The following is a 19,166-nucleotide window of genomic DNA, read 5'->3' on the forward strand; positions in this document are numbered from 1 at the left end:
CGTCGTGGCGGCCAGCGCGGCCACGGCGACCACCCCGCCCGGCGCCGCGGTCGCGCCGCCGGACGAGGTCGACGAGGCCGCGCTGCTCGGGCCGGGGCTCACCGAACCGGGCTGGACCGGCGCGCTCGGCTACGGGATTCCCGTGCTGGCCGCCGGGATCGGCGTTCTGGCGGTGAGCGGCCTGCAACCCCGGCTCGACGAATACCGGTTCCGCGCGAGGAGGGCGTCGTGAAGCGCTGCGCCGCTCTGGTGCTGGCCGTCGTCCTGCTGCTGTCCGGGTGCTCCACCGGGAGCGGCCCGGAGCCGGTGACGGTGCTGGGGCCGTGGACCGGCGACGAGCAGAAGGCGTTCCGGCAGGTGCTCGACGGGTTCACCCAGGCGACCGGGATCCCGGTGGACTACCAGGGCACCCGCGCGCAGAACCAGGTCCTGCGCGGCGACCTGCAGCAGGGCACCCCGCCCCACGTGGCGGTGCTGTCGAACCCGGCCGAGCTCGCCGGGTACGTGCGCTCCGGGGACGTGAAGCCGCTCGACGCGGTCCTCGGTGCGGAGGCGGCCGCCGCGTACAGCCCGCAGTGGCGGAAGCTGCAGCAGCTCGGCGAGAACGCCGTGTACGCGGTCGTGGTGAAGGCCGACCTGAAGAGCATCGTCTGGTACACGCCGAAGTCGTTCCCCGGGCCGATACCGTCCACATGGGACGAACTCGTCACGACGTCCCGGCGGCTGGCCGCGGCCGGGCAGCGGCCGTGGTGCCTCGGCATGGGCGCCCCGCCGAACTCCGGGTTCCCCGGCACGGACTGGCTGGAGGACATCCTGCTGCACCGCGCCGGACCGGACGTCTACCGCAGCTGGACCGCGGGCCGGCTGCCCTGGACCGACGCGGCGATGGTGGACGCCTGGCGCAGCTGGGGCACGCTGGTCCTCGCGCCGGGCGCGGTCCGCGGCGGCAGCACGGCGGCGCTGCTGACGTCGTTCGCCGACGCCGGCCGCGCGATGTTCGCCGACCCGCCCGGGTGCGCGCTGGAGCACCTCGGCTCGTTCGCGATCGGCGGGTACACCGCGATCCGGCGCGCGAGCGGGCCGCCGGTCCCCGACCGGGACTTCCGGTTCTTCCCGTTCCCCGGCGCCGGCGGCGCCGGCACGTCCGAGGTCTCGGCCGACCTCGCCGGGATGTTCCGCGACACCCCGGCGGCGCGCCGGCTCATGGCCTACCTGGCCGGGGCGGAGAGCCAGCGGATCTGGCCGTCCGGCGGGACGACGTTCTCGGTGCACCAGCACCTGGCCGGGCCGGACGTCTACCGCAGCGAGGTGACCCGGCGGATCGCGGCGACCCTTGCCGGCGACGGCGACCTGTGCTTCGACGCGTCGGACCTGATGCCCTCGGCGATGACCAGCGCGTTCTACCAGGCGGTGCTGGAGTACCTGGCCCGTCCCGACCGGCTGCCCTTCCTGCTCGACAAGCTCGAGCAGGTGCGCCAGGGCATCGGTGAGGACCAATGGCTCGACCTGCCGTGCTAGACCGTTGAGGAGAAGGAGATCCGGTGCAGGAGTTCGTGCGGTTCCCGCTGGACGGCGGCGGTTCGGTGGTCGTCGAGGTCGAAGGGGAACCGGGCCTGGAACAGGCGTCGGTGCCGTCGGGGGTGCTCCGCAAGGCGACCACGACCTTCGAGCACGCGCTGAGCGAGGTCCGCGCGGCCGCGTCCGCCGCACTGGCGCAGTTCCGCGATCTGGGCCCGGACGAGGTTGAGCTCAAGTTCGGCGTCAAACTGGACGCCCAAGCCGGGGCCGTGATCGCGCGGACCGGGCTGCAGGGCCAGTTCGAGGTCAAGCTGAAGTGGGTGCGCGGCGAGGCGGCCCCGGCCGAAGAGCCGGCCGAGGAGGGGTGAGGCGCTACCGCTTGTAGCCGACGATCCCGGCGACGCACTTGGCCGAGTCGCTCAGCGGCGTGAGCCGGGGGCCGTCCGGCCACCACTCGTCGCAGACCGCCATGCCCGGCGCGGACGTCGCGTTCGGCTGCACGATCTCGAGGCCGGCCAGCATCGCTTCGATTTCCCCACGGGTGCGGAAGCGGCCGGCGCCGAGCGGGCCCTGCACGAGGATCTGCTCGATCCGCTTCGCGATCTCGGTCAGCTCCGGCACTTCGGGGTCGAAGAAGTGCGACAGCACCACGTACGAGCCGGGTGCCAGCGCGTCGATGTACTCGCGCATGATGTCGAAGACGCCGTCGCCTTCGTAGTGGTGCATCGTGCCCACCTGCAGCAGGGCGACCGGCTCGGAGAAGTCGACGTGCGCCAGGACTTCCTTGTGGCCCAGCACTTCCTGCGGCTGGAAGATGTCCGCCTCGACCATGTGCGTGAAGTCGTTCTCGACGAGCAGCGCGCGGCCGTGGGCGAGGACCACCGGGTCGTTGTCGATGTAGACGACCGTGTTGTCCTTGTCGATGCGCTGCACGATCTGGTGGGTGTTCTCGGCCGTCGGCAGCCCGGAGCCGCAGTCGACGAACTGGCTGATCTTCGTCTGGCCGGCCAGCATTCGCAGCGCGCGGTTGTGGAACCCGCGGTTGCCGCGGGCGATGTCGACCGCTTCCGGGACCGCCGTGCGGATCTTCTCCATCACCATGCGGTCGACTTCGTAGAAGTTGTTGCCGCCGAGGAACCCGTCGTAGATCCGCGCGATGCTCGGCCGGGCCGGGTCGACGCCCACCGGCGTCTGGCTCGGGGACAGCGCGGACGGCGTGTCGGACATGGCGACCTCGCAGGACTGTGGGGTGCGGCGTGGGGTGCGGCGTGGCGTGCGGCGTTGGGCCACCCAGCGTAGTAGGTCGCGTCCGCGGGGTGAACCCGAGGTGGCTCCCTCAGCCGCTCGGGCGGAGCCGCTGGCCGGGGATGTCCGCGGCGCGCTGGGCGCGTTCGCGGCGCAGCCGCTCGAGGTGCTGCTCGATCCGCCGGTCGAGGTCGCGCGCGGCTTCGGACAGGTCCGTCAGGTCGCGACGGGACGACGGGCGCCCGACGGCGGCCGCGGTGTCCCTTTCGTCCCCTGCCCTGTCCACTTGCCGGCACCTCCCGGGATCGACCTGGCTTCCTGCTCTCGGCGTTACTGCCCCATCGGGCGCTTGCCAAAACCCCGTCCGGCGTGAGCCGCCGCACGCGGCCGTCCGGTTGACAGCCCCTGGTGGCAATTTTGACCAGGTGGTAGAAATTGAGAAGCCGTGGCGGACGGCCGCCACGGGGAAGTGGAGGAGCCGGTGATGAGCGAGCCTTCCGTGCAGCTGTATTCGGTCCGAGACGCGTTCGCGGCCGATCCCGCCGACACCCTTCGGCGGCTCGCCGCGATCGGCTTCACGCAGGTGGAGCCGTACGGCGTCCTCGAAAACGCCGAGGCCCTGCGGGCCGGGCTGCCCGCCAACGGCCTGACCGCCCCGACCGCCCACGCGCAGCTGCTCGGCGCCGACCAGCACGCCGTCTTCGCCGCCGCGGCCGAGCTGGGCATCGGCCTGGTGATCGACCCCTTCGTGCCGGCCGAGCGGTGGCAGGAGCCCGCCGACATCGCGGCCACGGCGGAGGGGCTCAACGCCGCCGCGAAGCTCGCGGCCGAGCACGGCGTCGCCGTCGGCTACCACAACCACTGGTGGGAACTGGAATCCCGGATCGACGGCCGCAGCGCCTTCGAGGTGTTCGCCGAGCAGCTCGACCCGGCGGTCGCCCTCGAGGTCGACACCTACTGGGCCACCGCGGGCGGCGAGGACGCGCCCGCCCTGCTGCGGCGCCTCGGCGACCGGGTGCGGGCCATCCACGTCAAGGACGGCGGCCTCGCCACCGACGCCACCGGCCAGGTCCCGGCCGGCCAGGGCCGGGTGCCGGTCGCCGACGTGCTCGCCGCCGCGCCGGACGCGCTGCGCGTGGTCGAGTTCGACGCCTACAGTGGCCCGGCCGGCGACCTCTTCGAGGCCATCGCGGCCAGCCACGCCTTCCTGAGCGGCGCGGACCGGTGACCGGCGGGCCGGTCGGTGTCGGGATCATCGGCACCGGCGTCATCAGCGGCACCTACCTCGAAAACCTCACCGCCTTCCCGGACGTCCGCGTGGTGCGGGTCGCCGACCTCGACACCGCCCGCGCGGCGGCGCGCGCGGCCGAACACGGCGTGCCGCGCGCGGGCACGGTGGCGGAACTGCTGGCCGACCCGGACGTCGAACTGGTCGTCAACCTGACCGTCCCGGCCGCGCACGTCGAGGTCGGGCTCGCCGCGCTGGAAGCGGGCAAGCACGTGTGGACGGAGAAACCCCTGGCGCTGGACCGCCAGACCGGCCGCAAGCTCCTCGATCGCGCGCGGGAGAAGAACCTGCGCCTGGCGAGCGCGCCCGACACCGTGCTCGGCGCCGCGCTGCAGACCGCGCGCCACGCCGTCGACGCGGGCCGGATCGGCCGTCCCCTCACCGCGCTGGCGCTGTTCCAGGTGCCGGGGCCGGAGCTGTGGCACCCGGCGCCGGAGTTCTACTTCCAGCCCGGCGGCGGCCCGCTGCTCGACATGGGCCCGTACTACCTGACGATGCTGGTGCACCTGCTCGGCCCGATCCGGCGCGTCACCGGGGCCGGCGGGCGGGCGCGGGACACCCGGGTCGTCGGATCCGGGCCGCGGGCCGGCACCGAGTTCCCGGTGCTGGTGCCGACGACGGTCACCGCGCTCGTCGAGTTCGAAAGCGCTTCCGCGCAGCTGGTCCTGAGCTTCGACTCGGCGCTCAAGCGGCCCGCGCTGGCCGAGCTGACCGGCACGCTCGGCACGGCCGTGCTGCCGGACCCCAACCGGTTCGACGAGCCGACCCGGCTGCACCTGCTCGACCGCGACGAGCCGGAAGAGCTGGCGCCGCAGGGACACGCGGCTTCGCGCGGCACCGGCGCGCTGGAACTGGCCCGGGCCATCCGCGCGGGCGTGCCGGAACGCGCGTCCGGCGAGCTGGCCTACCACGTGCTCGACGCGATGCTGGCCATCGACGAATCCATGACGCGCGGGCAGAGCGTGGAGGTCGAGAGCACCATCGAGGTCCCGCCGCTGCTGCCGGCGGGGTGGGACCCGTACGCGAAGACCCTCTAGAGCGGGACGGTGAGCAGGTTCTGCAGGTAGAAACGCAGCGAGCCGACCAGGTCGACGTCGCCGGGCACGGTCAGCCACTGCACCTGCAGGCCGTCCATCAGGGCGATGAAGGTCAGCGCCGCCGGCCCGGGCTCGACGCCGTCCCGCAGCTCGCCGCGGGCGGCGAGGGCCTCGAACGACTCGTGCACGCCGTCGCGGGCGGCCCGGTAGTGCCGCACGAAGTACTCGTGCGCCGGGTGGTCCGGGGCGACCGCTTCGGCGGCGAGCCGCGAGTAGAGGTCGACGATCCCGGGGTGGCGGACGTTGTGCTCGGCGAGCGCGACGAAGTGGCGCAGGACCTCGAGCCCGGGCGGCACGGTGAGCTGTTCGCGCTCGGAGTCGTCGGCGTCCCGGCGTTCGAGCACCGCGGCGAGCAGGGCTTCCTTGGTGGGGAAGTAGTAGAGGAGGCCGGCGTGCGAGATCCCGACGCGCTTGGCGATCTCCCGCAGCGACGAGCCGTGGTAGCCGAGCTCGCCGTACGCCGCGGCCGCCGCCGTGATGATGTCTTCGCGGCGGATCCGGCCCTTCAGGTAGCCCCCGGTCACGGGGTCGCGGTGGTCTCGGCGGCGTGCACGCCGACCATCATGCCCCAGTGGTGGTTCGCACATGCACGGTGAGCGAGTGAACAAACCGGTTGTGCGAGCGTGCCCGGATTGCGAATATCGCGACGTGAAGAGCGCGGAGCGGCAGCAGGTGATCGTGGAGCGCCTGCGCGGCGCTGCTCAGGTGGGCGTCGCCGAGCGGGCCGAAGCGACCGGGGCGTCGGAGATGACCGTCCGCCGCGACCTCGACCACCTGGCGTCCCGGGGCGTGCTGCGCCGGGTGCACGGTGGCGCGGTGCCGGCGGCGCCGTCGGGGACCGAGCCGCCGTTCGCGGCCCGCGCGACGGCCGGGCTCGCGGCGAAGCGCGCCATCGCCACCGCGGCGGCCGAGCTGATCCACGACGGCGAGACCGTCGTCCTCGACCGCGGCACGACGGCCTTCGAGCTCGCGCGGCTGCTGCGCGGGCGTCCGATCACCGTGATGCCGCTGTCGCTGCACGCCGCCCGCGAGCTGGCCGAGGTGCCCGGCGTCCGGCTGCTGCTGCCCGGTGGCGAAGCGCGGCCGGGGGAGCAGGCCCTGGTCGGCCCGCTGACGCTGGCGTCGCTGCGGGCCCTGCGGTTCGACGTCGCTGTGCTGAGCCCCTGCGCGCTCGGCGTCGATGCCGGGCTCACCGCCTTCGACCTGGACGACGCCGAGGTCAAGCGGACCGCGCTCGAGGTCGCGGCCCGGACGATCGTGCTCGCCGACGGCGCCAAGTGGGGCCGCCGCGCGCTCGCCTGCATCTGCCCCGCCGACCGCGCCGGCGTGGTGATCACCGACCCCGGCGCGCCCGAAGACCAGCGTGCCGCGCTGACCGAGCGCGGCGTGCTCGTGCACGTAGCCGTCCCCTTGGAGAGCCGATGACCGTCCCGCCCCGCCCGCGCGCCGCCCGGTTCGCGACCTTCATGTTCTTCGGCCTCAACGGGTTCGCGATGGGCATGTGGGTGGTGCACATCCCGAACGTCGAGCGTGCGACCGGCATTTCGCACAGCACGCTGGGTGCGCTGCTGCTGGTGCTCGGCGGCGCCGCGTTCGCCGGCATGCAGGTGGCCGGGCCGCTCGTCGACCGGCTCGGGCACCGGCGGCTGGTCCCGGCCGCCGGGATCCTGATGGGCCTCGCGGTGTGCGCGCCCGGGTTCGCGAACTCGTGGTGGGCATTGGGTCTGTCGCTGGCCTTCTTCGGCTTCGGCAACGGCTCGATCGACGTCGGGATGAACTCCCACGCGGTCGTGGTGGAACGCGCCTACCCGCGCCCGATCATGGCGGCGTTCCACGCGATGTGGTCGATCGGCGGCGCGATCGCCGCGGTCATCGGCGCGGCGACGCTCGGCGCGGGCGTGCCCACCGGCGTGACGCTCACCGGCACCGGCCTGGTCTGCGTGCTGCTTTCCGTGCTGTCGGCGCGGTTCCTGATGGAGCCGGCCGACGCGCCCGCCGCCGCCTCTCCCGAGGTGGCCGGGCCGGTCGTCACGCGCCGGACGCCGGGCCGCACGGTCTGGCTGCTCGGCCTGCTGGCGCTCGCGCTGATGCTCTCGGAGGGCGTCGCGAACGACTGGGCCGCGCTCCACATGGAGAAGGTGCTCGGCGCGTCGGCATCCACGGCGGCCCTGGCGTACGGCGCGTTCGCGGTGGCGATGACGACCGGCCGCTTCCTGACCGACCGCGTCGCGGCTTGGGCCGGCCCGGCGGCGATCGTCCGCTACGGAGCCACGTTGGCGGCGGTCGGCCTGACGATCGCCGCGGCGGCCCCGTGGGTGCCGGTGTCCCTGGTGGGCTGGGCGCTGTTCGGTCTGGGCCTCTCGGGAGGTGTCCCGCAGCTGTTCACCGCGGCGGGCAACCTGGACACGCGGGCATCGGGCGCGCTGATGGCCCGCGTGGTCGGCCTCGGGTACGTCGGCCTGCTGGCCGGCCCGGCACTCATCGGCGGGCTGACGCGCTGGATGCCGCTGAACGTGACGTTCGCGGTGCCGGTGGTCCTGTGCGTGCTGGCGGCGGTGTTCGCCGGGGTGCTGAGCCCGAAGCCGCAGCCGGCGGAGCAGCCCGTCGGGTGTGGCCCAAGCCCTGCACCACGCTGACCGCGACTTCCCCTCGGGCGACCATGCCCAGCTGATCACCGCTTGAGGGCGACGACGAGCCGGGCGGCCAGCTCCTCGGCGACGTCCTGGGCCGAGCTTCGGAGTTCCTCGACGAGGAAGGCCTCTTCGGTGTCGACCCTGATGCGCTCGCGACCAACGAAGGGCAGTGATGCGCTGCGCGCGTCGGCTTCGGAAAGGTGCCCGAGCCGAGTCGTGCTCACCGGGTCCAACGCGATCGCCGGCGCGAAGCTGTCCGGAAGCGGCAGGCTGATCTGCAAGAGCAATTCCAGCACCTCGGTAAGCTTCGCAGTCAGATCGGCTCGGTCGAGGATCCAGCCGACCTTCGCGCTCGGCAGAGCGAACCAGCACATGCGCTGGCCGCCGCGGAGCACCCCGAGCGCGGAACACCGGTCCGAGGAAACCGCCCACGCCGCGTCGGCCGTGGAGCCGGCGGACATGTGCCGTGACCGCGAAAAGAGCCGCGCGGCGCGCCCCGAGGTTGCCAGCTCGTCGCCGATCCTTTCGAGCTGGAGCACGCCGTAGCGCGGGAAGGGCGGAGCCGGGACGAGGTGCAGTTCGACCAGCGGCGGTTCCTGCGGCACCTGGAGTAGCTCCGAACGCCAAACGACCGGAAGCCCGCCCGGGACGGTGATCCGGGCCGGTGCGGAACCGGACCGCGGCGGCAGGATCGGCCGAGGTCCGAGCGCGGGTGGTACGTCCCGCGGCTGCCGGGTGAGCACGCGCAGCAGGGAATCCGCCGCCTCCGGGGTGTTGGCCGGCACCTCGTACCAGTCCGCCGCGTTGGGCAGGAGGAAGTGCGGGATCTCGTGTTTTCCGTGGCCGGGCAGGAGCACCGGCAGGATCTTGGCCGTCCAGGTCGCGCGGTCGCCCTGGAGGCGGTCGCGCAGCAGCGCGGCTTCCGCCTGGCCGCCCAGGTTCAGGTGGTTCGGCCCGATCCCGTCGCCCATCCGCCGGTAGCCCTCGGACGCGATGACCAGGACGTGGTCCGACTCGGTGATGTTCCGGGTCATCCAGGCCTGCCAGTCCCGCCGCCGGTCGGTGGCCCAGCGGTCCAACACCACGTCGATTCCGTTGCGCACCAGGAAATCGGCGAACGCCAGCACGGCTTCCCGGTGTTCTTCGCTGTCGTGGGTGTAGGAGACGAAGACCTTGGGGTGGTCGCCGGGCTGGTGGCTGTCGTACCGGTTCGCCATCGGAAGTCCTCAGCGGGAAAACAGGACAAATATCGGACAGTTACCGCGTTCGGCTCTGCCCCGTTCGCGATCATGAGAGGGTACAAGCCGCCGTGATCTTGCGGGGGGAAGGGTCAGAAGTGGGGACAGCCGGCACTTCGCCGCGGATCTACGTGTCCTACGCCCACGATTCGGCCGAACACGATCGCGCGGTCCGGGAGTTCGCGACCTTCCTGCGCGAAAAAGCCGGCGTCGATGCGCAGCTGGACGTCTGGTACACCGATCGGCGGCGGGACTGGACGGCGTGGACCATCGGCCAGCTCCGGCAGGCCGAGTTCGTGCTGGCCATCGCTTCCCCGCAGTACAAACACATCGTGGACGGCCGCGTGTCGTCGGCGGCCGGGAGCGCGAAAGTGCTCGAAGCCGCGATGCTCCGCGACAACCTCGCCCGTGATCTGCCCGGGGAGACGCGCCGGATTCTGCCGGTCGTGCTGCCCGGGCACGACGCCGGCGAAATCCCGGAGTGCCTGTGCGCCCATTCGACGACCCATTACGCGGTCGAGGAACTGACGCTTCCCGGCGTCCGGAATCTGCTGGCGGCACTGGCGGGGACCCCGCTCTACGAAATGCCGCCGCTCGTTCCCTTCGTCGTACCGGAACACGGCGTCGACCCGGTCGTCGTGGGCGTCCGGCCCGCGCCGAGCCGGCCGGCCGGGCTCCTGACCGCGGCGGCGGAGGTCGAGATCGGCGGGGTGCGGTACCTCGTCCACGGTGACCCCCTCGAAGACGGGGCCGTCCGCCAGGCGCGGGCGCTGCGGCTGGGGCCGCCGCACGAGGACGTCTGGCTGCGGCAGGTCGACGTCCGGCGGGAGACGCCGGCCGCGCTGGCGGCGTCGGCGGCGCTGACCCGCGAACGCGACCTCCTGACCGCCCTTCGCGGCCACGGTTTCCCGGCGGTCCGGGAGCTGGTTCGGGAGAACGGCGTGGTGACGCTCGTGACCGCGTGGCCCGGCTCGAAGTCCGCCACCTTGGCCGACTTCGTCCCGCAGCCCGGCGAGGTGATCGACGCCTGGCGCAGCCGCCGGACGCTGTCCGGACTGGCCGGCCTCGGCCGCACGTTGACGCTCCTGCACGCCCGGGGCGCCACCCACCGGCTGCTCACCCTGGCGGGGCTCGTCCGCTTCGACGACGGGCGAGTCGTGCCGCGGGACCTCGGCCTCGCCGGGACGGACTTCCGGCCCGGCGAGGGAACACCGCCCTACCAGGCTCCCGAACAGCGGGTCCGCAGCGCCGGCCGGGTGGGGCCGTGGACCGACGTCCGCCAGCTCGCGGCCGTCGCCTACCACGTCGTCACCGGGTTCGCGCCGGACCCGGCCGTTCCCGTCCCCGTCCGTCAGTTCGCCACCGCGCTGCCCGAACGCGCGGCCGTCGCCATCGACGCCGCCCTGGCCGCCGCCCCGGCGAGCCGCCCCGCCATGCGGTTCCTGGCGGCCGCGCTCGATCACCGCCGATGAGGAGTTCCGGTTGCTGGAGATTGTCGATCTTCCCCGCTGGGTCGTGCTCGTCCCGGCGAAGTCGCTGGACGGGCGGCTGGAGCGGCAACGCCGGGACCACCCCGACCTGCCCGCGGGGATCGGCCGGGTCGCGGCGGATCTGGCCGCCCGGTCCGAGGGCGTGCCGGCCACGCTGAGCCCGCCGCAGCGCCCGGATGGCGACCCGAGCCTGCTGCTGCACACCCACACCTACCTGGTGCGGCTCTTCGTCACCCAGTACGGCGACGCCTACACGATCGCGGGGATCACCCCGATCCGGCTGCAGGACCACGATCGGCTGGCTCGGGGCTGCCTGCTCCTGCGCACGGCGTGGCACACCGTCTTCGAACGCCGCGAGATCCCGCCCGGGTCGTCCGCGCACTGGCCGCGGATCGAACAGGCCTGGGCCGGGCTGCACCTGAACCGGGAGCGGCCGGTCCGGGAGGTGCCCGCGCACACGCGGTTCCTCGACCGGCTGGACGAGGTGATCGACACCGACCAGCAGCTGGCCGCGAACCGGACCCGTTCGGCGCCGGCCTACCCGTACCGGGCCGTGGAAACGGTGGGGGAGCGGCGGTACACCGGTTCGTCGGTCTACGTCTTCCGGGTCGTCGGCGGCCGGGTTCCGGACCGCGACAGGTTCGTGCAGGTGCGCGGCGAACCGGAACAGCGCGGCCAGGTCACCCGGACCGCCGGCGACCGGGTGACGGTCCGCTTCGACCAGCCGATCAGCTGGGAACGACTGGCGCAGCAAGGAGAACTGGAACTCAGCTCCAGCGACGTCGTCTACGCCAAGCAGCGCGAGGCGGTCGCCCTCCTGCGGACCGGGCGGACCCGCAACCGGTCCCTGCTCCCGGTGCTCGTCGACCACCGGGTGCAGCCGTACCGGCCGGTTCCGGCGCAGCCGGGCGAAGAACTCGACGAAGACCAGCTCGCCGCGTTCCGGAACGCGCTCGGCGTGCCCGACCTGCTGGTGGTCCTCGGGCCACCGGGCACGGGCAAGACGCGGACGATCAGCCAGATCGCGCGGGCGTGCGCGCTGGCTCCCGAGCGAGGACCCGTGCTCGTGGCCTCCCACACGAACCGGGCGGTGGACAACGTCCTGGCCAAGCTGCCCGCGGACGTCGTGGTCGTCCGGGTCGGCAACGAGGGCAAGGTCGATGCGTCCGGCCGCCCGTTCCTGCTGGAACGGCTGGCCGCCGAGCTGCGGGCCGAGGTGCTGGCCACCACCGCGGCGGCCCGCCCGAAGTACGGGGGCCTGCCGAACGCCGGACGCTGGGCCCAGGAGCTCGGCCGCCGGATCGGGGAACTCGGCAACACGCTCGGTGCGCTCCGCGCCGCCGCGGACCACCTGGGACAGGTGCGACGCCACTTCGGCGGACCGGCCCAGGAGCAGTTCGCGGCCGCGGTCGCCTCGCTCACCCGCCGGCAGGCGAAGGCCGCCAAGCGGCAGGACAAGGTGAACCGTCTCGCGCAGCGCGATCAGCAGGCGCGCGCCCGGCCGCCGTGGCCCGGCTTTCTCGCCCGGGCCCTGGCTCAGCGGCGAGCACGTCTGCTGGCCGCCGGGAACACCGAACTCGCCGGGCTCCGGCAGGCCGCCGACCGGCTCCGCGGTGCCGTGGACGCGGCCGGACACGCGCTCGACCTGGCCACCAGGGACGTCCCCGAGGTCCAGCTCGCCCGGCAGGCCCTCGGAGAAGCCGGTCGCCGGACCGACGAACGCCGAGCGGAGGCGATGGCGGCCGCGCACGCCGTCCGGGCCGCCGTGGGGCCGGCGGACGCCTTGCCGGTGCTCCACGACGACGGCGACGCCGAAGCGGCCATGGCCGGGCTCATCCGGTTCCACCAGTGGCTCGGTCCGCGGCTGGCGTTGCTGGAAGCCCGGGCGAAGCTGCTCGACGAATGGCACGAGGAGGCCTCCGGTGCGGTCGAGCAGCTCTACCCGGAGCTGATCCGCTACGCCGACGTGATCGGTGCGACGTGCATCGGCGCGGCTTCGCGTTCGGAGATCGCCGAGGTGGAGTTCGACCTCGCCATCGTCGACGAAGCCGGCCAGATCAGCGTCAACAACCTGCTGGTGCCGCTCGTGCGGGCCGAACGGACGGTGCTGGTGGGCGACGACCGTCAGCTGCCGCCGTTCGTCGACGACGAGGTCGAAGCCTGGGCGGACCGCAGCGGTGACCCCGCCGTCCGCGACCTCGTCACGAAGAGCGCCCTGGAGGTGCTCGTCGGGCACCTGCCGGAGAGCCACGTCGTCCAGCTGCGTCAGCAGCGCCGGATGCCGAAGGTCATCGCCGACTTCATCTCGGAGACGTTCTACCGCAGCACGCTCAAGACGATGGTGGAGCGCGACCACGACGACCCGCTGTTCGCCAGCCCGCTGGCGTTCGTGGACACCTCGGGCCTTTCGGTGGCCCAGCGCGCCGAAACCCCGGCCCGCGACTGGGATCCGCGGCTGCCGGGCGGCACGGTCAACCTCGCGGAGGCCCGCCTGCTCAGCGAGCTCGCGGCGTTCTACCACCGGCGGCACGAGGAGTGGGCGCTCATCGTTCCCTATGCGGCGCAAGTGAAACTCGTCAAGGAGCTGCTCCGCGCGCAGATCCCGGAGCAGGACACGATCGACACCAACGTGGGGACCGTGGACTCGTTCCAGGGCGGCGAACGGGACGTGATCCTCTACGGGTTCACCCGCAGCAACCGGTCGAAGAACGTCGGGTTCCTGCGCGAGCTGCGCCGGGCGAACGTCGCGTTCACCCGCGCCAAGCAGCAGCTGGTGCTGATCGGCGACCTCGCCATGCTCCGGCTGGCGCGTGACGGCGACTTCCGCGAGCTGGCCCGCTCGCTGGGCGAGCACGCCGCCGCGGCCGGGGACGTCCGGTCGTACCAGGACATCGCGCGCCTGCTGGACGACCTGCGGGACGCGTCATGACCGGCCGGCTGCTGCGATACCCGGAGGAACGCGCTCTCGAAGACGCGGCCTTCGGCCAGGGCCTGACCCCGACCCGGATCTTCGCGATCCTGCTGCCGGTCTGGCAGGTCGAAGTGCGGGCGACGACCACCGACGGCCGGCCGTACGAGCTGATCGACCGGTACCTCGAGCGCGGGATCGCCGAGGCCGGCCTGGGCACCGTGGCGGAACTGGCCGGGTTCTTCGCGCTGGACCACGCGCTGGTCGACCGGGCGCTGCGGGTCCTCGACCGGATCGGCCACCTCCGGTGGGTCGGCGGGCGCGTCGAACTGACCGACCTCGGGCGGCAATCCCACCGGGACCAGGTGTGTTACGTCGCCCGGCGCGAGGACCGCCGGAAGCTGTACTTCGACGGGTTCCGGTCGGTCCCGCTGAGCCGCCCGTACTACGACGCCGGGGTGGTCACCTTCCTGGCCGTCGACGAAATCCCGGCGGCCACGGCCAAGGAGGGCGCCCGCACCTACCGGATGCTCCACACCAGCCGCGGCTTCCGCCGGGAGGCCCTCGCGGAGCTGGCCGGGCGCGCGGATCGCGACCACTACAACCTGCCGACCCGGATCGAGCACCCGGAGAGCCTCGGCGAAGAGTGCGTGTACCTGCCGATGTTCGTCGTGCGCGCGACCGGCTCGGCCGGCCGGACCCGGCAGCTGGTCTACACCCAGGCGAGCGACGTCGCCGACCCGGAGCTCGGCGCCCTCTGCGAATCGACTCCCGAAATCCTGGGGGTCCTCGAGTCGGACGCCCGTGCGGTGAGCGCCGAGCAGACGGAGACCAGGATCAAGGCCTGGCTCACCGGCAAGGGGATCGCCGATCATCCCCCGACCCGCACGACGCAGGGCGGGTGGCGGGTGACCTTGCCCGCGAAGAGCTTCCAGCCGGACGGACCCGTGCCCCTGGCCAAGATGGGCTCGTTCGCCGTCTTGGGCACCGACCTGGTGCACCTGTGGTGCGCCGACCGAGGCGCCCGCGAACGCGCCTTCCTGGAACGGCTCGACGCCTACCTCGGCCGGGCCGTCCGCGGGGACGCGGAGCAGGTGAAGAGCCGGGTGACCCGGATCGTCCGCCAGTTCAGCCTCGGTGACCTCGGGTTCGGCGAGATCCGGGACCTGGCCGTGCGGGCGGGCAGCAGGAGGCTCGCGGACCGGCTCGCGGCGCTCAGCTGATCGGCTCCTGCAGTTCCGTCACCCAGCCTGCCGGGTCCTCCGGGCAATCGAGGTAGACCTCCCGCTGTGGCCCGGCCGACCGGCGGCCGTGGTCGTCGATCCACCGCACCACCGCCTGCCACGCGGGCAGGACGTCGTCGATCGGGCCGCGGTGGACGAGCGTGGCCGCGCGGGTGGCCGGCAGGTCCGCCACCGTCAGGCCGTCGAGGTCACCGCCGCCGACCGCCGCCGGGATCGCGGCGTGCACCACGACCTCGTCCTCCGCGCGCTGCTCGTAGTAGCAGGTCAGCCGCCCCGCCGGCGTGACGTCCGCCTGCGGGAGCCGCCGGCCGAGCTCCGCGCACAGCGGGTGCACCACCGGCCCGATCGCCTCCGGGGCGAAGCCCGCCGCGATCCCGGTCAGCTCCACCACCCGCATTCCGGGCAGCTCCTTGACCACGACGTCGTCGGCGAGCAGGCGGCCTTCCGCCTCGATCGTCCGCAGCCGGGCTTCGACCCGCGCCAGCCGGGCCGCTCCCTCGGCCAGCGCGGCTTCCAGCTCCGCGCGCCGCAGCGTCAGCATGCCGCGGACCTGCTCGACCGTGACCTCGTCCGCCAGCAGCGTCGCCACCTGCTCCAGGGTGAAGCCGAGGTCCTTCAGCGCGACGATCCGGTTGAGCCGCGCCAGCTGGGCCGCCGTGTAGCTGCGGTAGCCGGTCGCCGGGTCGACGCGGGCCGGGCGCAGCAGCCCGAGTGCGTCGTAGTGGCGCAGCATCCGGACCGAAACCCGGCCGTGGCGGGCGAAGTCACCGATCGAGAACACGGCCCGATCCTGCCCCAGGCGGGACGAACCCGCCGACGACGTCCTCGGCGAGTTCCGCGAACGTGATCGCGGTGTCGTCCTCGTGCGCGGGCCCGACGACCTGCAGCCCGGCCGGCCCCACCGGGGCCGTGACCGCCGGCAGCCCGGGCAGCGACGCCTGGGCGATCCAGAACACCTGGTCGTCGTAGCGGTGCCGGTCGTCGTGGGCGGGCGCGGTGGTGAACACCGTCGGGCAGAGGAAGACGTCGATGCCGGCGAAGTACCGGGCCCAGGCCGCCCCGGCCGCGAACCGCCGCTGCTCCTGCTCGGCGGTGCCGGCCGGCGCACGTCCTTCCTGACTCGCGAAGAACAGTTCCACCTGGAAGCCGAACGCCTCGGCCTGGGCGCTCGGGTCGACGTCCGCCGGCCAGCCCTCGCGGACCCGCACCCCGGCGCGGGCCAGCGCGTCGACGGCGTCCGACAGCGCCGCGCCGACCTCGCCGGTCACCGGGCAGGCCGGATCGTCGAGCACGACACCGACGCGGAAGTCGTCGAGCCGGGACCGCCGGGCGGGTTGCAAGGGACCGCCCGTGACGCGCAGCGCCAGCCGCAGATCGGCCGCCGACCGGGCCAGAGGGCCGACCACCGAGGGGAATTCCCGGACGAGCGGCGCGGGCGGTCCCGGCGGCTGGAAGCCGCGCAGCGGCACCGTGCCCGGGGTGGGCTTGAGGCCGTGGACACCGCAGTAGGCGGCCGGGATCCGGATCGACCCGGCCAGGTCGGAGCCGTATTCGAGGTAGGTCAGTCCGTCGGCGAGCGCGGCCGCGGCACCGCCGCTCGACCCGCCCGGCGTCCGGCTGGGGTCCCTCGGGTTGAGCGTCCGCCCGTGGAGCGGGTTCTCGGTCCGGCCGAAGTCCGCGAGCAGGTGGTGGACGTTCGACTTGCCGGCGACGATCGCGCCCGCGGCCCGCAGCCGTTCGACGACCGCCGCGTCTTCGTCCGCGACGCAGTCTTCGAACGCCGGCTCGCCCCACGTGGTGGGCAGGCCCTGCACGGCGAAGGCGTCCTTGATCGTCATCGGGACACCGTGCAGCGGCCCGACGTCGTCACCACGCGCCACCGCCCGATCGGCTTGCTCCGCGGCTTCGAGCGCGGAGGCGCGGCAGGTCGCGATCACGGCGTTGACGGTGGAGGCGTCGATGCGCGCGAGGAGCTGTTCGGTCAGGTCACGCGCCGAGAGCTCGCCGCGGCGGATCCCGGCGGCCACCCCGGTCGCGGTGCGGAAAGGTGTCATGGCGTCCGGGATAGCGCCTGACACGGTGTCAGAGTCAACCGCAGCGGGTAGCCCACCAGGTGATGGCCGCCCGGACCGCGGGCGGCGCGTGGCGGAGGGAAAACCGATGACCGCACCGCCGATACCGCCCGACCCCGTCGTCCCGGAGACGGACCCGCCGCCGGACCGGCCGCTTCCGGAACCCGGCAGTGTGCCCGTGCCGGATCCGCTGCCGCCGGAGCCGGAGCCCGGTCCCGAGCGAAAGTAAATACGAATTTCGGATCATACGAGTTCCGTATGAGTTGGTGTACCGTCGAGGCATGACAACAGCGCAGAGCTACCGCCGGATGGTCAACGCCGGCAACAAGATCGTGGTCGGGCTGCAGCGGCTCGGCGTCGCCTTCGGCCCGATGCAGCTGCTCACCGTGCCGGGCCGCCGCACCGGCGTCCCGCGCACGTTCCCGATCGCGGTCAACCCCATCGACGGGCAGCACTACATCGTCCAGGCGTATCCGAAGGCGGCCTGGGTGGCGAACGTGCGGGCCGCGGGCGAGGTGACGCTCACCCGCGGCCGCCGTTCGTCGATCGCGCGGCTGGCCGAACTGCCGGTCGAAGAGCGGCGGCCGGTCCTGCGCCGGCTCGTCGAAACGAGCCCGTCGAGCGTGGGGAAGCGGTTCGTGACGACCGGCCTGGCGGCCGCGCCGACGCCGGACGCGGTCGCGGCGGCCGCGGAGCGCATCGCGGTCTTCCGCGTCGAACGGCCCTGAATCAGCGGCTTTCGAGAGCGCTCAGCACCTGTCGCGCGGCGCGTCGCGCGGCCGGGCCGGGGTGGATCGTGCGCTCGCCGGCGGGCTGGGGAGCCGGGGCGCCGCCGAGCAGTTCCACCAGCGCGACGGCGAGTTCGCGCGCCTTGACGTTGAACTCCTGGCTCGCCCGTCGCAGCGTGTTCCAGGCTTCGTCGGGGTCGCAGCGGCGGAGGGCGATGACGATGCCCTTGGCTTCCTCCAGCGCGGCTCGCGACTGCAGGAGGTCCAGCATCTGCTCGGTCCGGTCCGGCTGGGTCGCTTCGGCGACGACCAGCGCCATCGCGGCGAGCCGCTCGTGGCGCCGGAGCACGTTCACGGTCTCGTCGGTGGCGGGGCGATCGAGGGCGACCGACAGGACCAGTGTCCCTTCGGTCTCCCACACCGAGGGCAGGGCCGCGACCCCGCGCACTCGTGGCCAGTCCGCCGCGAACGCGGGGTGGTGTTCCAGCAGTCCGCTCGGCGTCAGGGACGGCCAGCGGTCGTCGGCGTAGACGTCCGCGGTCACCACCGGCTCGCCGGTGCGGCCGGCGGCCGGGACGGGGCCGTCGAACCCGTTCAGCTGGGCCGGGACGAACGCCGCGGAGAGGCCGTGCGCGGCCGCCACGTGCAGGGGGCCGCCGCGGTGGTGCACGGACACCGCCGCGCCGAGGGCGCCCGGCACGTCGGCCGCGATCCGGGCGAGCAGTTCCTCGAGCAGGGGTGTCACGCTGTGGGTCGTCGGAATTCCGGTCACCGCACGCCCTCCTCGGCGCGGTGGAGGCGGGGGCACCAAGGCCCCCGCCTCGGTCGAACGTCAGGCTTCGAGCCGCGTGCGGTCGCCGGCGGCGTCGATCTCGATGCGCCGCGGCTTCGCCTTCTCGACGATGGGGATGCGGACGGTCAGCACCCCGGCGTCGTAGTTCGCGGTGATGTGCTCGGTGTCCAGGGTGTCGCCGAGGAACAGCTGGCGGGAGAACACGCCGAGCCGCCGTTCGGAGACGTGCATCCGGACGTCGTCACCGCTGGGCAGGGGCCGTCGTTCGGCCTTGACGGTGAGGACATTCCGTTCGGCGTCCAGCTCGACAGCGCCGGGATCGACGCCGGGGAGGTCGAAGCACACCACGAACTCGTCGCCGGCGCGGTAGGCGTCCATCGGCATCGCGGCCGGTTTCGACCAGGTGCCGGCGCCGAAGACCTGCTGGGCGAACCGGTCGAGGTCGCGGAACGGGTCGGTGCGCATCAACATCGGGACCCACCTCCTGGAATCTGACAACTCTGGTGTCAACACGCGGCTCTGTTCTAGCATGTCGTCAAAACGATGACAAGATGTGGGTCGTCGAAAGGATGACGTGATGGACGGAACCGATCCCACCGGCGCCCTGCGCCGGATCGAGGAGGTGGTCGCGGCCGCCCGTGCGGGGGTGGGTGACCAGGACGAGGTCCTGGCCGCGTTGTCCGGCCTCCGGCTGCTGCGGGAGCACCTGGCGAGCTGGGAACCGGAGCTGATCACCGCGGCCCGGGCGGCGGGCGCCAGCTGGGTGGCCCTCGCGCCGGCTTTGGGCGTCGCGAGCCGCCAGGCCGCGGAACGGCGGTACCTGAGTGCCGGTCGACGACGTCGCCGTCGAGTTTGCGCTGACCGTCGCGCAGCACCGCCGTGCCGTGGGCCGTCAGCCCCAGGAACGCCTGC

General features: G+C 73.3%; 18 protein-coding genes and 2 pseudogenes. 12 read left to right on the forward strand and 8 right to left on the reverse strand.

The genetic code is table 11. The features are described from left to right. From ACWEVN_RS35190 to ACWEVN_RS35200, 3 genes and pseudogenes are all read left to right on the forward strand, one after another. Positions 1-232: pseudogene (locus ACWEVN_RS35190) on the forward strand (hypothetical protein); the annotation flags it as partial. Beyond that, positions 229-1,518: an ABC transporter substrate-binding protein gene (locus tag ACWEVN_RS35195; protein ID WP_452054140.1), complete on the forward strand. Its 1,290-nt coding sequence runs from the start codon at positions 229-231 to the stop codon at positions 1,516-1,518. The pseudogene ACWEVN_RS35190 and the gene ACWEVN_RS35195, both read left to right, overlap by 4 nt. A gap of 23 nt (positions 1,519-1,541) precedes the next feature. Beyond that, a complete protein-coding gene (locus tag ACWEVN_RS35200) occupies positions 1,542-1,886 on the forward strand; it encodes a CU044_2847 family protein (protein ID WP_449683766.1) in 345 nt (114 codons plus the stop codon). A gap of 4 nt (positions 1,887-1,890) precedes the next feature. Here the strand turns inward: ACWEVN_RS35200 and ACWEVN_RS35205 are convergent, their stop codons facing one another. Continuing rightward, positions 1,891-2,745, reverse strand: coding sequence for an SAM-dependent methyltransferase (locus ACWEVN_RS35205; protein WP_452054141.1), 855 nt, complete (start codon positions 2,743-2,745; stop codon positions 1,891-1,893). A gap of 109 nt (positions 2,746-2,854) precedes the next feature. Continuing rightward, the gene (locus ACWEVN_RS35210; protein WP_449683769.1) at positions 2,855-3,049 is read right to left on the reverse strand and encodes a hypothetical protein; all 195 of its coding nucleotides are present in this window, start codon (positions 3,047-3,049) and stop codon (positions 2,855-2,857) included. Between the two features lie 198 nt (positions 3,050-3,247). Between ACWEVN_RS35210 and ACWEVN_RS35215 the strand changes: the two genes are divergently transcribed. Together ACWEVN_RS35215 and ACWEVN_RS35220 are read left to right on the forward strand one after the other, a co-directional pair. Then, positions 3,248-3,991 (forward strand): sugar phosphate isomerase/epimerase family protein, encoded by a 744-nt coding sequence (locus ACWEVN_RS35215; RefSeq protein WP_449683770.1) that lies wholly within the window; start codon positions 3,248-3,250, stop codon positions 3,989-3,991. After that, entirely contained in the window at positions 3,988-5,088 is a 1,101-nt protein-coding gene (locus ACWEVN_RS35220; protein WP_449683771.1) for a Gfo/Idh/MocA family protein, read from the forward strand. The genes ACWEVN_RS35215 and ACWEVN_RS35220 overlap by 4 nt, the downstream gene beginning before the upstream one ends. Here ACWEVN_RS35220 and ACWEVN_RS35225 read toward each other — a convergent pair. Beyond that, complete coding sequence (locus tag ACWEVN_RS35225) at positions 5,085-5,672, reverse strand: TetR/AcrR family transcriptional regulator (RefSeq protein WP_452054142.1); 588 nt, start codon at positions 5,670-5,672, stop codon at positions 5,085-5,087. The genes ACWEVN_RS35220 and ACWEVN_RS35225 overlap by 4 nt on opposite strands. A 124-nt stretch (positions 5,673-5,796) precedes the next feature. On the opposite strand from ACWEVN_RS35225, the gene ACWEVN_RS35230 reads away from it, so the two are divergent. Then, the gene (locus ACWEVN_RS35230; RefSeq protein ID WP_452054143.1) at positions 5,797-6,573 is read left to right on the forward strand and encodes a DeoR/GlpR family DNA-binding transcription regulator; all 777 of its coding nucleotides are present in this window, start codon (positions 5,797-5,799) and stop codon (positions 6,571-6,573) included. Beyond that, entirely contained in the window at positions 6,570-7,784 is a 1,215-nt protein-coding gene (locus ACWEVN_RS35235; protein WP_452054144.1) for an MFS transporter, read from the forward strand. The genes ACWEVN_RS35230 and ACWEVN_RS35235 overlap by 4 nt, the downstream gene beginning before the upstream one ends. A 35-nt stretch (positions 7,785-7,819) precedes the next feature. Here ACWEVN_RS35235 and ACWEVN_RS35240 read toward each other — a convergent pair whose 3' ends face one another. Beyond that, on the reverse strand, positions 7,820-8,998 hold the full coding sequence (locus ACWEVN_RS35240) for an SEFIR domain-containing protein (RefSeq protein ID WP_452054145.1): 1,179 nt from the start codon (positions 8,996-8,998) through the stop codon (positions 7,820-7,822). 119 nt (positions 8,999-9,117) lie between these two features. Between ACWEVN_RS35240 and ACWEVN_RS35245 the strand changes: the two genes are divergently transcribed. The 3 genes from ACWEVN_RS35245 to ACWEVN_RS35255 are packed head-to-tail and all read left to right on the forward strand — an operon-like array spanning position 9,118 to position 14,640. Continuing rightward, the gene (locus tag ACWEVN_RS35245; protein ID WP_452054146.1) at positions 9,118-10,491 is read left to right on the forward strand and encodes an SEFIR domain-containing protein; all 1,374 of its coding nucleotides are present in this window, start codon (positions 9,118-9,120) and stop codon (positions 10,489-10,491) included. A 10-nt stretch (positions 10,492-10,501) separates the two neighbouring features. Then, a complete protein-coding gene (locus ACWEVN_RS35250; RefSeq protein ID WP_452054147.1) occupies positions 10,502-13,438 on the forward strand; it encodes a DEAD/DEAH box helicase in 2,937 nt (978 codons plus the stop codon). Then, positions 13,435-14,640: a hypothetical protein gene (locus ACWEVN_RS35255; RefSeq protein ID WP_452054148.1), complete on the forward strand. Its 1,206-nt coding sequence runs from the start codon at positions 13,435-13,437 to the stop codon at positions 14,638-14,640. The genes ACWEVN_RS35250 and ACWEVN_RS35255 overlap by 4 nt, the downstream gene beginning before the upstream one ends. Here the strand turns inward: ACWEVN_RS35255 and ACWEVN_RS35260 are convergent. Together ACWEVN_RS35260 and ACWEVN_RS35265 are read right to left on the reverse strand one after the other, a co-directional pair. Then, a complete protein-coding gene (locus ACWEVN_RS35260) occupies positions 14,633-15,442 on the reverse strand; it encodes a MerR family transcriptional regulator (RefSeq protein WP_449683781.1) in 810 nt (269 codons plus the stop codon). The genes ACWEVN_RS35255 and ACWEVN_RS35260 overlap by 8 nt on opposite strands. Continuing rightward, positions 15,426-16,715 carry an amidase family protein gene (locus ACWEVN_RS35265; RefSeq protein WP_452054149.1) on the reverse strand — a complete coding sequence of 430 codons (1,290 nt, stop codon included), beginning with the start codon at positions 16,713-16,715 and terminating at the stop codon, positions 15,426-15,428. The genes ACWEVN_RS35260 and ACWEVN_RS35265 overlap by 17 nt, the downstream gene beginning before the upstream one ends. 299 nt (positions 16,716-17,014) lie before the next feature. Between ACWEVN_RS35265 and ACWEVN_RS35270 the strand changes: the two genes are divergently transcribed. Continuing rightward, complete coding sequence (locus ACWEVN_RS35270; protein ID WP_452054150.1) at positions 17,015-17,461, forward strand: nitroreductase family deazaflavin-dependent oxidoreductase; 447 nt, start codon at positions 17,015-17,017, stop codon at positions 17,459-17,461. Between the two features lies 1 nt (position 17,462). Here the strand turns inward: ACWEVN_RS35270 and ACWEVN_RS35275 are convergent, their stop codons facing one another. Continuing rightward, complete coding sequence (locus ACWEVN_RS35275; RefSeq protein ID WP_452054151.1) at positions 17,463-18,233, reverse strand: ANTAR domain-containing protein; 771 nt, start codon at positions 18,231-18,233, stop codon at positions 17,463-17,465. Between the two features lie 60 nt (positions 18,234-18,293). After that, on the reverse strand, positions 18,294-18,725 hold the full coding sequence (locus tag ACWEVN_RS35280; RefSeq protein WP_452054152.1) for an Hsp20/alpha crystallin family protein: 432 nt from the start codon (positions 18,723-18,725) through the stop codon (positions 18,294-18,296). 106 nt (positions 18,726-18,831) lie between these two features. Here ACWEVN_RS35280 and ACWEVN_RS35285 point away from each other — a divergent pair. Beyond that, positions 18,832-19,166 (forward strand): annotated as a pseudogene (locus ACWEVN_RS35285) (HSP18 transcriptional regulator); the annotation flags it as partial.

The organism is Amycolatopsis sp. NPDC003861 (genome assembly GCF_053605405.1).

Bases quoted from the DNA above. Each gene is read 5' to 3' on its own strand.
- ACWEVN_RS35255 (WP_452054148.1), top strand. From the start codon at position 13,435: ATGACCGGCCGGCTGCTGCGATACCCGGAGGAACGCGCTCTCGAAGAC.
- ACWEVN_RS35280 (WP_452054152.1), bottom strand. From the start codon at position 18,725: ATGTTGATGCGCACCGACCCGTTCCGCGACCTCGACCGGTTCGCCCAG.
- ACWEVN_RS35270 (WP_452054150.1), top strand. From the start codon at position 17,015: ATGACAACAGCGCAGAGCTACCGCCGGATGGTCAACGCCGGCAACAAG.
- ACWEVN_RS35205 (WP_452054141.1), bottom strand. From the start codon at position 2,745: ATGTCCGACACGCCGTCCGCGCTGTCCCCGAGCCAGACGCCGGTGGGC.
- ACWEVN_RS35215 (WP_449683770.1), top strand. From the start codon at position 3,248: ATGAGCGAGCCTTCCGTGCAGCTGTATTCGGTCCGAGACGCGTTCGCG.
- ACWEVN_RS35240 (WP_452054145.1), bottom strand. From the start codon at position 8,998: ATGGCGAACCGGTACGACAGCCACCAGCCCGGCGACCACCCCAAGGTC.
- ACWEVN_RS35235 (WP_452054144.1), top strand. From the start codon at position 6,570: ATGACCGTCCCGCCCCGCCCGCGCGCCGCCCGGTTCGCGACCTTCATG.
- ACWEVN_RS35265 (WP_452054149.1), bottom strand. From the start codon at position 16,715: ATGACACCTTTCCGCACCGCGACCGGGGTGGCCGCCGGGATCCGCCGC.